This is a genomic window from Streptomyces hyaluromycini, from assembly GCF_002217755.1.
Taxonomy (GTDB): domain Bacteria; phylum Actinomycetota; class Actinomycetes; order Streptomycetales; family Streptomycetaceae; genus Streptomyces; species Streptomyces hyaluromycini.
The window spans coordinates 145,204-158,207 of the sequence record NZ_BCFL01000022.1; the positions used below are offsets into that span (position 1 = coordinate 145,204).

The window sequence follows — 13,004 nt, forward strand, 5'->3', positions numbered from 1 at the left end:
GGAGGTCTTCCGGAGGCGATGAGCGGCTGGTTGGCCCGAAGGGCGGGTAACATACCCCTACGGGTATGTGAGGAGTGGTCGTGGAGCTTCAGTTCGAGGGTGATGAGCTCAAGTCGGTGCTCAACCGGCTGCGCCGGGCGCAGGGGCAGATCTCCGGCGTGATCAAGATGATCGAGGAGGGCCGCGACTGCGAGGACGTGGTCACCCAGCTCGCCGCCGCCTCGCGCGCCCTGGACCGGGCGGGCTTCGCGATCATCGCGACCGGGCTCCAGCAGTGCATCGCCGATCCGGGGCGGGGCGGCTCGGACGGCGAGACCACCGAGCAGATGAAGGCACGGCTGGAGAAGCTGTTCCTGTCACTGGCCTGAGCGGCAGCGTCCCGAAGGGGCGCGGGGAACTGCGCGATCAGCCACGACGGCGCCGCAGTCGGCAGATCACGGCACTTCCAGCGGACCGCCAGCGCGTCAGCCGACCGCGTCGGCCAGCATGAACGCCGCCACCGCGAGCAGCGCGTAGGCGAAGACTCGCTGGAGGGTGCCGGCGGAGAGCCGGGCCGCGAGCCGTCTGCCGTCCCAGGCGCCGAGGATCGCGGCCCCGGCGAACGGGCCCACCGCCGACCAGTCGACGTCCGCCGCCGAACCGGCGCGTGCCGCCAGCGCGGTGAGCGAGTTGATCGTGATGACCAGCAGGCTCGTTCCGATCGCCGCGCGCATCCGCAGCCCCACGACGTTCACCAGGGACGGTACGGCGAGAAAGCCGCCGCCCACACCGAGCACCCCGGTCACCGCGCCGAGACCGGCGCCCGCCCCGGCCACCCGGGACGCCCGAGCCGCAACAGGGACGGCGGTGGACCCGGCGGCCGGCGGCCGCAGCATGCGCAGTGCCGCCACGGCGGCGAGCACCGCGAACGCCCCGGTCAGCAGCGCCGCCGGCAGCTGCCGGGAGACCGCCCCGCCGACCGCCGCCGGCACGATCCCGGCCGCCGCGAACACCGCACCGGCCCGCCACCGCACCGCGCCCTCGCGGGCGTGCGCGACGAGCGCGGTGGCCGAGGTGACCGTGACGACGACCAGGCTCGCGGTGGTGGCCGCGGCCGGGGTGAAGCCGAGCAGATAGATCAACGCCGGTACGGCCAGCACGCTGCCGCCACCGCCCAGGGCCCCGAGAGCCAGCCCGGTGACGGCCCCGGCGGCGAGGGCGAGCAGAAGCGCGCTCATCCGGGGGTGCCCTCGGCGCGCACCGCGAGGCCCGCCGCGTGCCAGGCGGTCATCCCGCCCACGACGTCCACCGCGTCCAGCCCACGGGCGGCCAGCAGCGCCACCGCCTCCCGGGACCGCCGCCCCGAGCGGCAGACCACGACGAGCGGGCGGTCCGCGGCGGCCGGTGGCAGCGGAGCCCCGGCCGCCAGCCCGGAGAGCGGGGCGTGCACGGCCCCCGGCACGTGTCCGGCCGCCCATTCCCCGGCCTCGCGGACATCCAGCAGTACGGCATCCGCGTCCGTGCGAGCCTGCGCCTCGACCGCGGTGAGCCGCGCCATCGGCAGCCCGGCCGCGCGCGCCGCCGGGAACCCGTCGTCGACGGCGACCACGGCACGCCCGGCCGCGTCGAGCAGCGAGGCGGCGACGGCCGCCCGCATCCCGCCCGCGCAGTGCACCCACACCGTGCCGCCGGGTATCTCGCCGAGCCGCTCCCGCAGCCGGTGCAGGGGTATGTGGAGGGAGCCCCGAACGTGGCCGCCGGCCCGCTCCGTGTCCCGGCGCACGTCCAGGACGACGACGTCCCGCGTCCCGTGGGCCGCCAGCTCTGCGAACGTGGCACGCGGGAAGGAATGGGGCCGCTCGCCCGCGCGCAGCCAGGCCCCGGGGGTGCCGGTGGCGGCCGCGGCCGGGCGGTCGATGCCGACGCGGGTCAGTTCCCGCTGGGCGTCGGCGAGCTGTGCGGCCGACTCGGCGAGCAGCGTGACCGGCCGGCCCCAGGGCAGCAGCCAGGCCAGATAGGTGGCGAGCTGCCCGTCGGCCTCGAAGTTCAGGGTGCCCGGGACATGGCCCTCGGCGAACGCCACCCGGTTGCGCAGGTCCACCACCCACTCCCCGGCGGCCAGCCGCGCCGCGAGCTCCGCCGCGTCCGCCCGGCGCGGCGGCGTGAGGTCGACGGGGGCCGGGCCCGCGGAGTTCAGCGGGCCCATGTGGGCGTAGTACGCCGGTACGTCGTCGAGCCCGGCCAGCAGCTCGGCGACGAACGTGTCGACGTCCTTGACCAGCGCCTCGTTCACCGCGCGCTCCCGGCCGATGGTGGTGGCGGAGCCGGACGCGTCCCCGGCCGAGCAGAAGCTCCCGAAGCCGTGGGTCGGCAGCACGGCCGTCCCGTCCGGCAGCTCGGCGGCCAGCCGGTGTGCCGAGGCGTGCTGCGCCCGGGCCAGCTCGCCGGTGAGCCGGGGCTCCACCAGGTCGGGCCGGCCGACCGTGCCGATCAGCAGCGAGCCGCCGGTGAAGACGGCCACCGCGCGGCCGGTCTCCTCCAGGACGTACGACGTGTGGTGCGGGGTGTGCCCGGGGGTGGCCAGCGCGCGCAGCGCAAGGCCCGCCTCGATCTCCAGCACGTCCCCGTCGGCCACCGGCACCCGCTCGTACGCCACCCGCGCCCCGGCCGGTACCACGTACGCGGCGCCGGTCAGCCGGGCCAGCTCAAGGCCGCCGGAGACGTAGTCGTTGTGCACATGCGTCTCCACGACATGCGTGAGCCGCACCCCGCGCCGGGCGGCGGCCGCCAGCACCCGGTCGACGTCCCGGGGCGGATCGACCGCGACGGCGCCGTGCGCCCCGCCCGCCAGATAGCCGCGGTTGCCCAGTCCGGGCACCTCGATGGTGTCGACGAAGGACATGGCGGCACACTCCTCTCCTCGATCCCCGGAAATTACCCCCGGGGGTATATGGAGCACCGTAGCAGAGGTACCCCCGGGGGTATCCGGCGGAGGTGGCGGGCGGCGGGGGCGGCGGCCGTTCGGGAAGATCCGCGACGAACGATGCGTGCCGTCGCTGATCGTTCCCGCGTAGGGTCGGAAGACAGCACGTCAGCAGAGCGACGAAAGGGCAGGCCCATGGCGCAGGAAGTACGCGGCGTGATCGCACCGGGCAAGGACGAGCCCGTGCGGGTCGAGACGATCGTGGTGCCGGACCCGGGGCCGGGCGAAGCCGTCGTACAGGTGCAGGCCTGCGGGGTCTGTCACACCGACCTGCACTACAAACAGGGCGGTATCAACGACGAGTTCCCCTTCCTGCTCGGCCACGAGGCCGCCGGGGTGGTGGAGTCGGTCGGCGAGGGCGTCACGGACGTCGCGCCCGGTGACTTCGTGATCCTCAACTGGCGTGCCGTGTGCGGGAACTGCCGGGCCTGTCTGCGCGGCCGGCCCTGGTACTGCTTCAACACCCACAACGCCAAGCAGAGGATGACCCTCGCCGCCACCGGGCAGGAGCTCTCCCCGGCGCTCGGCATCGGCGCCTTCGCCGACAAGACGCTGGTCGCCGCCGGTCAGTGCACCAAGGTCGACCCGGCCGTCTCCCCGGCGGTCGCCGGACTGCTCGGCTGCGGGGTGATGGCGGGCATCGGCGCCGCGATCAACACCGGCGGCGTCGGCCGGGGCGACTCGGTCGCCGTGATCGGCTGCGGCGGGGTCGGCGACGCAGCGATCGCCGGGGCCCGCCTCGCGGGCGCCGCGAAGATCATCGCCGTCGACATCGACGACCGGAAGCTGGAGAAGGCCCGCTCCCTGGGCGCCACGCACAGCATCAACTCGCGCGAGACCGACCCCGTCGAGGCGATCCGCGACCTGACCGGCGGCTTCGGCGCCGACGTCGTCATCGAGGCGGTCGGCCGCCCGGAGACGTACCAGCAGGCCTTCTACGCCCGCGACCTCGCCGGCACCGTCGTCCTGGTCGGTGTGCCCACCCCCGAGATGAAGCTCGAACTGCCGCTGCTGGACGTCTTCGGCCGCGGCGGGGCGCTCAAGTCGTCCTGGTACGGGGACTGTCTGCCCTCCCGGGACTTCCCCATGCTCATCGACCTGCACCTGCAGGGACGGCTGCCCCTGGACGCCTTCGTCACCGAGACCATCCAGCTCGACGAGGTGGAGAAGGCGTTCGAGCGGATGCACGGCGGCGACGTGCTGCGTTCGGTGGTGGTGCTGTGATGACCACGCGCATCGAACGCCTCGTCACCTCCGGACAGTTCACCCTCGACGGCGGCACCTGGGACGTCGAGAACAACGTGTGGATCGTCGGCGACGAACGCGAAGTGATCGTCATCGACGCCGCCCACGACGCCCGGGCCATCGCCGAGGCGGTCGACGACCGCGTCCTGAAGGCGATCGTCTGCACCCACGCCCACAACGACCACATCGACGCGGCGCCCGCCCTCGCGGACCTCACCGGTGCCAAGATCTGGCTGCACCCCGACGACCTGCCGCTGTGGAAGCTCACCCACCCCGACCGCGACCCCGACAACCACCTGTCCGACGGGCTGGTCATCGAGGCCGCGGGCGCCGACCTGACCGTGCTGCACACGCCCGGCCACGCGCCCGGCGCCGTCTGCCTCTACGACCCGGGTCTGGGCACCGTCTTCACCGGCGACACCCTCTTCCAGGGCGGCCCCGGCGCGACCGGACGGTCGTACTCGCACTTCCCGACGATCATCGACTCCATCCGGGACAAGCTGCTCACCCTCCCGCCCGAGACGAAGGTCCTGACCGGACACGGTGACCCGACCACCATCGGCGCCGAGGCACCCCAGCTGGCGGAGTGGATCGCCCGGGGCCACTGAGCTCTCCCGGCGGACGGCATCCGCCGGGAGAACAGCGGACGACACGTGATGTCAGGCTTCCGCGGGAGCCCCCGCCACCGGCTACCGCGGAACCGGCACGCCCCTCAGCCGTCGGAAGCCGGCCGGGTCGGCCAGAGCGCCGGGTGCCCCGGAGGCAGCGCGAGATCCTCGCGTACGGCGGTGTAGTAGCGCTCCCGGCAGGCCCGCTGCCGCTCCAGCAGGTCCTGCCAGGCGTCCGGGTCGACCGTCCCGGAGCGCATGAACCGCTCCATGGCCATCACCGCGGTCACCCAGTGCCGTGCCTGCTCCACCACCTCCCGGCTGCCCAGCATGATCAGCGCCTCCCCGGCCGGATCACGGCCGTCGGTGGCCGCCGCCAGCTGCGGCTCGGCCTCGGCCGGGGAGATCGGGTGCGGATGCGGATCGTTGCCGAGATGGGCCGCGACACGGTAGGTGAGGTTCACCGTCTTCTTCAGCGCCCGCGCGTAGTCGCTGTACACCGCCAGCCGCCGCTCCTCCCAGCGCACCTCCTGCTCCCGCCGGAACCGCGCCCGATCCCCCCGCACCACCGCGAGATACGAACCGAGCGCGCCGATCACGACGCCTATGAGAGCCGGGAGTTGCTGCAAGAACGAGGACATGTGCGCACGCTATCTGTGCTGTTGATCGTCCGGCCCGTACCGTCGTCGTCATGACCGGACTCGATCGCTTTGCCGGACACGGAGTTCTCGTCACGGGCGCGGCCCGCGGCATCGGCGCGGCCGTCGCCCGCCGGCTGGCCGAGGAGGGCGCACAGGTGCTGGCGGCCGACCGGGACCTGCCCGAGGCGGAGCGGACGGCGGCCGCGCTGCGCCAACAGGGGCTGGCCGTCACGGCGTTCGCCTGCGACGTCGCCGACCGCGACTCGGTGGAGGCCGCCGTCGCCGGTGCCGTCGACGCCTTCGGCACGCTCGACGTCCTGGTGAACTGCGCCGCGCACTGCACCCCGGACGTCCCCCTCTTCGAGGACCAGCCGGACGACGGATGGGCCCTGGACCTCGACATCACGCTCACCGGCGTCCAGCGCTGCTGCCGCGCCGCCCTGCCGCACCTGGCCGCCTCCGGGCGGGGCGCGATCGTGAGCATCGGCTCGGTCAACGCCGAGGCGGACTTCGGCAACCACGCCTACAGTGCCGCCAAGGCCGGACTCGCCTCGCTGACCCGCACCCTCGCCGGGCGCGCGGCCGCCCGCGGGGTGCGGGTCAACCTGGTGGAACCCGGCACGGTCCGCACCTCGGCCTGGGCGGACCGGGAGGACGAACTCGCCGCCCTCCGGCCGCTGTACCCGCTCGGCCGGGTCGGCGAACCGGAGGACGTCGCCGCGGCCGTCGCCTTCCTCGCCTCCCGCGACGCCGCCTGGATCACCGGCACCACCCTCCGCGTCGACGGCGGACTCACCGCCGTCAACAGCGGGTTCCACGCGGCGCTGCGGCCGTACCGGGAGGCCCGGCGCGGGTCAGAGAGCCGCTGAGGCGGCCGCGAGCACGGTCAGCACGCGCCGGGCGTCGTCCTCGGTGGTGCGCCAGTTGCTGAACGCCGCCCGCAGCGCCGGCACCCCGCCGTACACCGTCGGCGTCAGGAACGCCTCGCCGGACGCGGCGACCGCCCGGGCCAGGGCGGGCACCCGCTCCTGCGTGGGGTGCTCGGCGAGGGTGAAGCAGACGACGTTGAGCCGGACCGGGGCGAGGAGGCGCAGGGCGGGCAGCTCCGCGATGCCGGCGCCGAGGCGGCGGGCCTCGGTGACGTTGCGCTCGACGATCTCACGGTGCCCGTCCCGGCCGTACGCCGTCAGCGCGAACCAGGCGGGCAGCGCCCGCATCCGGCGGGAGTTCTCCGGGGTGAGATGCAGGAAGTCCGGGGTGCCGGCGGGCGGGCCCAGGTACGGGGACTCGTTCTGGAAGACCGCGACCTGGAGGTCGGGGCGGCGGGTGAACTGGACGGCCGCGTCGTAGGGGACGTTGAGCCACTTGTGCAGGTCCACACAGACCGAGTCGGCCGCGTCGAGACCGTCGACGAGCGGGGCGTGGGCGGGGGAGAGGGCGGCGAAGGCGCCGAACGCGGCGTCCACGTGCAGCCAGAAGCCGTACCGCTCCCTGAGGGCGGCGATCGCCCGCAGGTCGTCGAAGTCGACGGTGTTCACCGTGCCCGCGTTGGCGACGACGATCGCGGGCCGCCCGTCCAGCCGGGCCAGCGCCGCCTCCAGCGCGGCCACGTCCACCGCCTCCCGGTTGCCGGGCAGCAGCGGCACCGGGCGCAGCCGGTCCCGCCCGATGCCGAGCACCGACAGCGCCTTGCCCACGCTGGAGTGCGGGCTGCCGGAGAGCACGTCGACCGGGCCCAGCGCGGCGGCCCCCGCCCGGGAGACGTCCACCCCGAGCCGCTCGCCGAGCCATTCACGGGCGATGGCCAGGCCGACCGTGTTCGACATCGTGGCGCCGGTCACAAAGGCCCCGCTGTGCGCGTCGCCGAGTCCGAACAGCTCGGCCAGCCAGGTCACGGTCTCGCGCTCCAGGGCGGCACCCCAGGAACCGGCGTCCCCGGACAGGTTCTGGTCGTAGGCCGAGGTCAGCCAGTCGCCGGTGAGGGAGGCGGGCGTCACACCGCCGGTGACGAAACCGAGGTAGCGTGGCCCGGCCGAGGCGGACATTCCCGGCGCCCATCGCTCGGTGAACCGGGCCAGCGCGCCGGCCCCGCCCTCCCCCTGCTCGGGCAGCGGCGCCCGCGCGGGTGCGGGCCCCGGCGCGGCCACCGGCCGTTCGGCCGACCCGGCCACCGTCCGGGCGGCCTCGTCGCGGGCGGACTGGAGGAGTTCGGGAAGCCGGGCGAGATCGGCGGCGAGTGCGGGATGCATGAACCGCACACTAGGTCGGCCACGACGCTGTGGCGCGGGCCACTTCCGGGTAAGTGGACCCATGCCGGCAACGGCGGCCGTGGCGGCTAAGTTAACCGTTTCGTCACAGCCTGACCAGGGCTACAACCAATGCCGGGCATCGGCCGGTCCAGTACGACGAGACCACAGCGCAGGAAAAGGAGACAGACGTCATATGGGGGACATACGCAGACGAAGTGCCGTCGTGCTCGGTGTCACCGGGCTGGTGGCGCCGCTCACGCTCGCTCTCACCTCCGCTCCGGCGCAGGCCGCGAGCTGCACCACGCAGGCCGGGCCGTACCAGAAGCAGGTGGAGAAGTTCCTCGGGCGGCCGGTCGACGGCAAGCAGTCCACCGCCGACTGCAAGGCGATCCAGGCGTTCCAGAACAAGCACGGCATCACGCCCGCCGTCGGGTACGCGGGTCCCGTCACCTGGGGCGTGATGGACCTGATGAACAAGCAGAAGGCCGTCGGGAACAACCCCAACAAGGACGGCAAGTGCCCGACGAACAAGGGACGCATCGCCTGCGTCAACCTCACGCTCCAGCTGAGCTGGATCCAGGACGGCAGCAGGCTGGTCTACGGCCCGGTGCCGGTCCGTACCGGCCGGAACGGGTTCGAGACCCGGACCGGTCTGAAGAAGATCTACTGGCGTGACATCGACCACGTCTCGTCCGTCTACAACGTGCCGATGCCCTACAGCCAGTTCTTCGACGGCGGCCAGGCCTTCCACTCGGTGAACCTCAGCATGTGGAACCCGCCGGGCTCGCACGGCTGTGTGAACATGACCACGACGGACGCCAAGAAGTACTGGTCGCTGCTGAAGACCGGCGACGACGTCTACGTGTACGGCCGCAAGCCGGGCACCTGACGGCACCCGGCCCCGGCCGGCGGCTTGGGCGACAGCTTCGGCTCAGCTCTCCGGGGCGTCCCCGAAGTCCGGGATCTCCAGCCTGGCCCCGCCCTGCCGCGCGGACTCGTGCGCGATGATGCCCGGCAGGGTGTAGCGGGCCGCGACCCAGGCGTTGACCGACGGCAGGCCGCGCGTGTTGACGGCGGTCACGAAGTCGTCCACCAGGAAGTGGTGGCTGCCCTCGTGCCCGTTGTGCAGCGCGTCGAACTCCCGCGGCAGCCGCTCCCGGTCGTGCACCGGCGCCGACCCGGAGGTGAAGGCCGCCCGCAGCTCCGGCGCGATGTGCTGGAGCGACGGGTCGTCAGGGGACATGGTGGGCTTGGGCTCCAGCAATTCGCTGATGTCCTGCACGCCCTTCTTGTCCTGCCACAGCGCCACCGTCGCCAGCTGCTCCATGCTCGCCTCCGTGCCGAAGAACCGGAAGCGGGACTCACGGATGTGGGACGGGTAGCCCACCCGCCGGAACTCGTTCGTACGGAACGAACCACCGCCGGCCACCTCGAACAGCGCGGTCGCGTTGGACACGTCGTTGCCGAACTGGCTGACCTCCTTGTCGAAGACGCCGTCGCCCCGGTCGTCCACGACCCCGATCGCCGACACGCTCACCGCGTGCGTCTGCCAGGCGCCGAGCACCCCGCCCACCGCGTGCGTCGGGTAGAGCAGCGGGGGATAGCTGGCGGTCGCCTTCCAGTTCTCGCCGCCGCTGTAGCGGTAGGCGTCGTAGAAGCCGAGGTCCATGTCGTGGACGTAGTCGCCTTCGGCGTAGAAGAGCCGCCCGAAGGCGCCCTCGGCGATCTGGTTGCGGGCGTGCACGGTCGCCGGGTTGTACTGGCTGGTCTCGCCCATCATGTAGGTCAGGCCGGTCGCCTTGACCGTGTCGATGATCGCGGCGATCTCCTCGGTCGTGATCGCCATGGGGACCGCGGAGTACACGTGCTTGCCGGCGTTCAGTCCCTGCAGGACCAGCGGGCCGTGCGTCCAGCGCTGGGTGAAGATCGCGACCGCGTCGACGCCGGACTCCAGCATGGCCTCGTACGACGGGAAGGTGCCCGCCAGACCCTGGGCGGTGGCGAGTTTCTCCGCCCGCTCGGGCAGCAGGTCGGTGACGTACACGTCGCCGACGCCGGGATGGGCCTGGAACAGCGTGGCGAACTGGCCGGAGAACTGACCGGCGCCGACGATGCCGAGTGAGAAAGTCATGGAGGTTACTTTTGCTGCGGAAGAATCTTGCCGTCAAGGGGCGGAAGGAAGTCTGAAAGGTGCGACGAGGGCGCTTATGCGGCGCACCCGGCGCACAGTAGGGTGGACAGGTTGCTTCAGCTCCGGAAGAAAAGGAATGCCGTGACCGACTGGCTGCCGCTGAGCCCCGCGGAGCGCTCCGTGGCGATCGAGGTACTCGTCCACGGCCCGCTGTCGCGCACCGAGCTGGCCCGCCGGCTGAACCTCTCCCAGGGCAGCCTCACCCGCCTCACCAAACCGCTCATCGAGTCCGGCCTGCTCGTCGAGGCCCCCTGGGCGGGCGCTTCGGCGGAGGCGCGTCAGGGCCGTCCCTCGCAGCCGCTCGACGTGGTCGCCGAGTCCTGGTCCTTCCTCGGCTTCAAGATCACCGACGAGATGGTCTACGGCGTCGTGACCAGCCTCAGGAGCGACATCGTCGCCCGCCTCGACCGGCCGCTCACCAGCCATGACCCGAAGTACGTCGCCGACCTGCTGGCCGCCATGACCGCCGAGCTCGCCGGCCGGCACCCCGCGGTCGCGGGCATAGGCATAGGCGTCGGCGGGTTCGTGCGCGAGTACGCGGTGGTCGGCGAGTCGCCCTACCTGAGCTGGCGTGACGTCCCGCTGGCCGGGCTGGTCCGGGAACGCACCGGGCTGCCGGTCGTCGTGGAGAACGACGTGGCGGCCCTGGTCGAGGCCGAGACCTGGTTCGGCGCCGGCCGCGGACTCGACCGCTTCGTCGTGCTGACCATCGGCGCCGGCATCGGCTACGGCCTGGTGCTCGGCGGCAGGCGGGTCCCCTGCGCCGAGGAGGACCGCGGCTTCGGACGGCACTGGATCATCGACCCGCTGGGCCCGCTCACCCCGCAGGGCGAGCGCGGCAGCGCCGTGTCGCTGCTCACCATCCCCAGCATCCGCTACCAGGTCCGGGCCGCCACCGGCCGGGACGCGTCCTACGAGGAGATCCTCGCCGGTGCCGCCGCGGGCGAGCCGATGGCCGCGCGGGTGATCGGCGAGGCCGGCCGGGCGCTGGGCACCCTGCTCGCGCAGATCGCCAACTTCGTCATGCCGCAGAAGATCCTGCTGGCCGGGGAAGGGGTCGGCCTGATGGAGGTGGCCGGCGACACGGTGCGGGACGCGGTCCGTGCCCACCGGCATCCGCTCGCCGCCCCGATCGGCCTGGAGACCAAGGTCTCCGACTTCCACGACTGGGCGCGGGGTGCGGCCGTACTGGCGATCCAGGTGCTGGTGCTCGGCGGGGCGGGCGGCTGAACTGCCGTTTCCGTTCGGGCAGCCGGTGCCGCACCGCATCGAACTCCCGTTTCTCCTTGACACATTGACGTGATGAGTAACACGGTCCGATATGTCCGTATCAGTCGTACTTACTCACGGCGCCTTCACGCCGACCGGCATATGCTTCACACCATGTCCACCACTGTTGAAGCCGTCACCGAGCGATCGGCCGACGAGGTCAACGAGGAGATCCGGGCCCTGTGGCTCCGGTCGGGCGGGACACTGAGCACCGAGCAGCGCGAGGAGTACCAGCGGCTCGTCCTCGAATGGGCGGCAGCGACCCCGTAGCAGCCGGACCAGGCGGCCTGACCGCCCGTCCCGGGCACCCGTGGGACGGGTGCCCTTCTCGTAGGACCTCGCCGAGGCCCCTGTCCTCTGTTGTCCTCTGTCCTCTGTCAGCCCCAAGTAGCCGAGTAGTAGCGCTGGTACGCCTTGCGGTCCTGTTCCGAGCGGATGTACCGGGTCGCGACCAGCGCGATCAGGCTTCCCCCGATCACCAGCAGGCCCGGACCGACGTTGCGGGTGTCCGTGAGCCGGGCGACCAGACTGGTGTCGTCCCCGGTCACCGGCGCCGTCGAACCCGGCGAGGCCGCACTCGGCGCGATGGCGCTGTGGTTGGCCGACGCGGACGGCGCCGGCGCGGCGCTCTGACTTCCGGCGGCCGCCTGCTTCGTCACGATCAGCTGGACGTTCAGCGCCGCCATCGCCCGCGTCACCGGCTGGAAGAACGTCACCCCGCCCGTGGTGCAGTCACCGCTGCCGCCCGAGGTCACCCCCAGCGCGATGCCATTGGAGAACAACGGACCGCCGCTGTCGCCCGGTTCGGCACACACGTTGGTCTGGATGAGCCCGGTGACCGTGCCCTCCGGATAGTTGACGGTCGCGTTGAGCGCGGTCACCGTGCCGTCGTGCAGCCCGCTGGTGGAGCCGCTGCGGAACACCTTCTGCCCGACCGTCGGATCGGCCGCCCCCGTGATCCGCACGCCCTGCCCGTTGCCGATCGCGACCACGTCCGGGTTGTCACCGGCCTTCCCGGACGCGTACTGGATCAGCGAGAAGTCGTTGCCCGGGAACTGCGTGTTGATCGTCGTGCCCAGCTGCTGGTTGCCCTGGCTGTCGTCGAACCAGATGGTGTTGGCGGGACCGCAGTGACCGGCGGTGAGGATGAAGTCGGTCGTCCCGTTGGTGACGTTGAACCCCGCCGAACAGCGGCCGCCCGTCGACAGGATCGGCTGCGCCGCGTTCAGCCGGGTGGTGAACGTCCCCTCGGAGCGCTGCATCTGCACGAAACCGCCGATGCCCGCGGCGACCCGGCTCAGGTCCGACCAGTCGGAGGCGGAGACCGTGCTGTCGGCCTCCACCATCACCCGGTTGGTCTTGTAGTCCACCACCCACGCGGTGCCGGCCACCCGCGGCGCCGCCTTCAGCGTGGCGGTGGCCGCCTTCAGCTCGTTCATGCTGTGCGACACCATCTTGGGCTCGGCACCCGCCTGCTTCACCATCGCCGCGGCCTGCGCGTCGGTGACCGCGACCACCGGCTTGCCGTCGGCGCCGATCCAGCTGCCCGCGGTACGGGCCGTGCCGAGCTTCGCCACCAGCGCGGCACCGGTGTTACCTGCCTCGGTCGCGGAGCCGGAGCTGAACGGGACGGCGGACGTCCCGGGAGTCTCGCTCGCCATGGCCGTGGTGACCATCGCGCCTCCCAGAAGGAGTCCGCCGACCGCCGCCAGCTGTGTCCCCCGCCGGACGACCCGTCGTCGTGCGTGCCTCATCCATGGCTCCCGAACCCCGAACGCGCGGTGCCTGCACCGCGGGGCCCTCCGGTCGTCGAGCGCCCTGCTCTCCATACGTGAGCGG

13 protein-coding genes and 1 pseudogene are annotated in these 13,004 nt (G+C 72.6%); 7 read left to right on the forward strand and 7 right to left on the reverse strand.

Annotated features, from left to right (window positions below):
• The first annotated feature begins 80 nt into the window (after window positions 1-80).
• Window positions 81-368: a metal-sensitive transcriptional regulator gene (locus SSP29_RS27460; protein WP_089103491.1), complete on the forward strand. Its 288-nt coding sequence runs from the start codon at window positions 81-83 to the stop codon at window positions 366-368.
• 96 nt (window positions 369-464) lie between these two features.
• Here the strand turns inward: SSP29_RS27460 and SSP29_RS27465 are convergent, their stop codons facing one another.
• The 3 genes and pseudogenes from SSP29_RS27465 to SSP29_RS27470 all read right to left on the reverse strand — a co-directional run.
• Window positions 465-1,217 (reverse strand): sulfite exporter TauE/SafE family protein, encoded by a 753-nt coding sequence (locus tag SSP29_RS27465; RefSeq protein WP_089103492.1) that lies wholly within the window; start codon window positions 1,215-1,217, stop codon window positions 465-467.
• Entirely contained in the window at window positions 1,214-1,537 is a 324-nt protein-coding gene (locus SSP29_RS60005) for a rhodanese-like domain-containing protein (RefSeq protein WP_245883265.1), read from the reverse strand. Before SSP29_RS60005 ends, SSP29_RS27465 begins: the two co-directional genes overlap by 4 nt.
• A 3-nt stretch (window positions 1,538-1,540) precedes the next feature.
• Window positions 1,541-2,881 (reverse strand): annotated as a pseudogene (locus SSP29_RS27470) (MBL fold metallo-hydrolase); the annotation flags it as partial.
• Between the two features lie 216 nt (window positions 2,882-3,097).
• On the opposite strand from SSP29_RS27470, the gene SSP29_RS27475 reads away from it, so the two are divergent.
• Both SSP29_RS27475 and SSP29_RS27480 read left to right on the forward strand, forming a co-directional pair.
• Window positions 3,098-4,186 carry an S-(hydroxymethyl)mycothiol dehydrogenase gene (locus SSP29_RS27475; protein ID WP_089103494.1) on the forward strand — a complete coding sequence of 363 codons (1,089 nt, stop codon included), beginning with the start codon at window positions 3,098-3,100 and terminating at the stop codon, window positions 4,184-4,186.
• Window positions 4,186-4,815: an MBL fold metallo-hydrolase gene (locus SSP29_RS27480; RefSeq protein ID WP_089103495.1), complete on the forward strand. Its 630-nt coding sequence runs from the start codon at window positions 4,186-4,188 to the stop codon at window positions 4,813-4,815. The genes SSP29_RS27475 and SSP29_RS27480 overlap by 1 nt, the downstream gene beginning before the upstream one ends.
• Window positions 4,816-4,919: 104 nt before the next feature.
• Here SSP29_RS27480 and SSP29_RS27485 read toward each other — a convergent pair whose 3' ends face one another.
• Window positions 4,920-5,456 carry a hypothetical protein gene (locus SSP29_RS27485; protein ID WP_089103496.1) on the reverse strand — a complete coding sequence of 179 codons (537 nt, stop codon included), beginning with the start codon at window positions 5,454-5,456 and terminating at the stop codon, window positions 4,920-4,922.
• A gap of 50 nt (window positions 5,457-5,506) precedes the next feature.
• Here SSP29_RS27485 and SSP29_RS27490 point away from each other — a divergent pair, with 50 nt between their 5' ends.
• Window positions 5,507-6,325, forward strand: coding sequence for an SDR family NAD(P)-dependent oxidoreductase (locus SSP29_RS27490; protein WP_089103497.1), 819 nt, complete (start codon window positions 5,507-5,509; stop codon window positions 6,323-6,325).
• Here the strand turns inward: SSP29_RS27490 and SSP29_RS27495 are convergent.
• Window positions 6,311-7,705, reverse strand: coding sequence for a pyridoxal phosphate-dependent decarboxylase family protein (locus SSP29_RS27495; protein ID WP_089103780.1), 1,395 nt, complete (start codon window positions 7,703-7,705; stop codon window positions 6,311-6,313). The genes SSP29_RS27490 and SSP29_RS27495 overlap by 15 nt on opposite strands.
• 193 nt (window positions 7,706-7,898) lie before the next feature.
• On the opposite strand from SSP29_RS27495, the gene SSP29_RS27500 reads away from it, so the two are divergent.
• Window positions 7,899-8,594 carry a L,D-transpeptidase family protein gene (locus SSP29_RS27500; RefSeq protein ID WP_089103498.1) on the forward strand — a complete coding sequence of 232 codons (696 nt, stop codon included), beginning with the start codon at window positions 7,899-7,901 and terminating at the stop codon, window positions 8,592-8,594.
• A gap of 42 nt (window positions 8,595-8,636) precedes the next feature.
• On the opposite strand, the gene SSP29_RS27505 is transcribed toward SSP29_RS27500, so the two are convergent.
• Window positions 8,637-9,836, reverse strand: a complete 1,200-nt coding sequence (locus SSP29_RS27505) for a Gfo/Idh/MocA family protein (protein ID WP_089103499.1) — start codon at window positions 9,834-9,836, stop codon at window positions 8,637-8,639.
• Window positions 9,837-9,977: 141 nt separating this feature from the next.
• Between SSP29_RS27505 and SSP29_RS27510 the strand changes: the two genes are divergently transcribed.
• Together SSP29_RS27510 and SSP29_RS58640 are read left to right on the forward strand one after the other, a co-directional pair.
• The gene (locus SSP29_RS27510) at window positions 9,978-11,126 is read left to right on the forward strand and encodes an ROK family transcriptional regulator (RefSeq protein WP_150135013.1); all 1,149 of its coding nucleotides are present in this window, start codon (window positions 9,978-9,980) and stop codon (window positions 11,124-11,126) included.
• A 153-nt stretch (window positions 11,127-11,279) separates the two neighbouring features.
• Window positions 11,280-11,435 (forward strand): hypothetical protein, encoded by a 156-nt coding sequence (locus SSP29_RS58640; RefSeq protein WP_167450010.1) that lies wholly within the window; start codon window positions 11,280-11,282, stop codon window positions 11,433-11,435.
• Between the two features lie 107 nt (window positions 11,436-11,542).
• Here the strand turns inward: SSP29_RS58640 and SSP29_RS27520 are convergent, their stop codons facing one another.
• Window positions 11,543-12,919: a S1 family peptidase gene (locus SSP29_RS27520; RefSeq protein ID WP_089103501.1), complete on the reverse strand. Its 1,377-nt coding sequence runs from the start codon at window positions 12,917-12,919 to the stop codon at window positions 11,543-11,545.
• Window positions 12,920-13,004 lie beyond the last annotated feature (85 nt).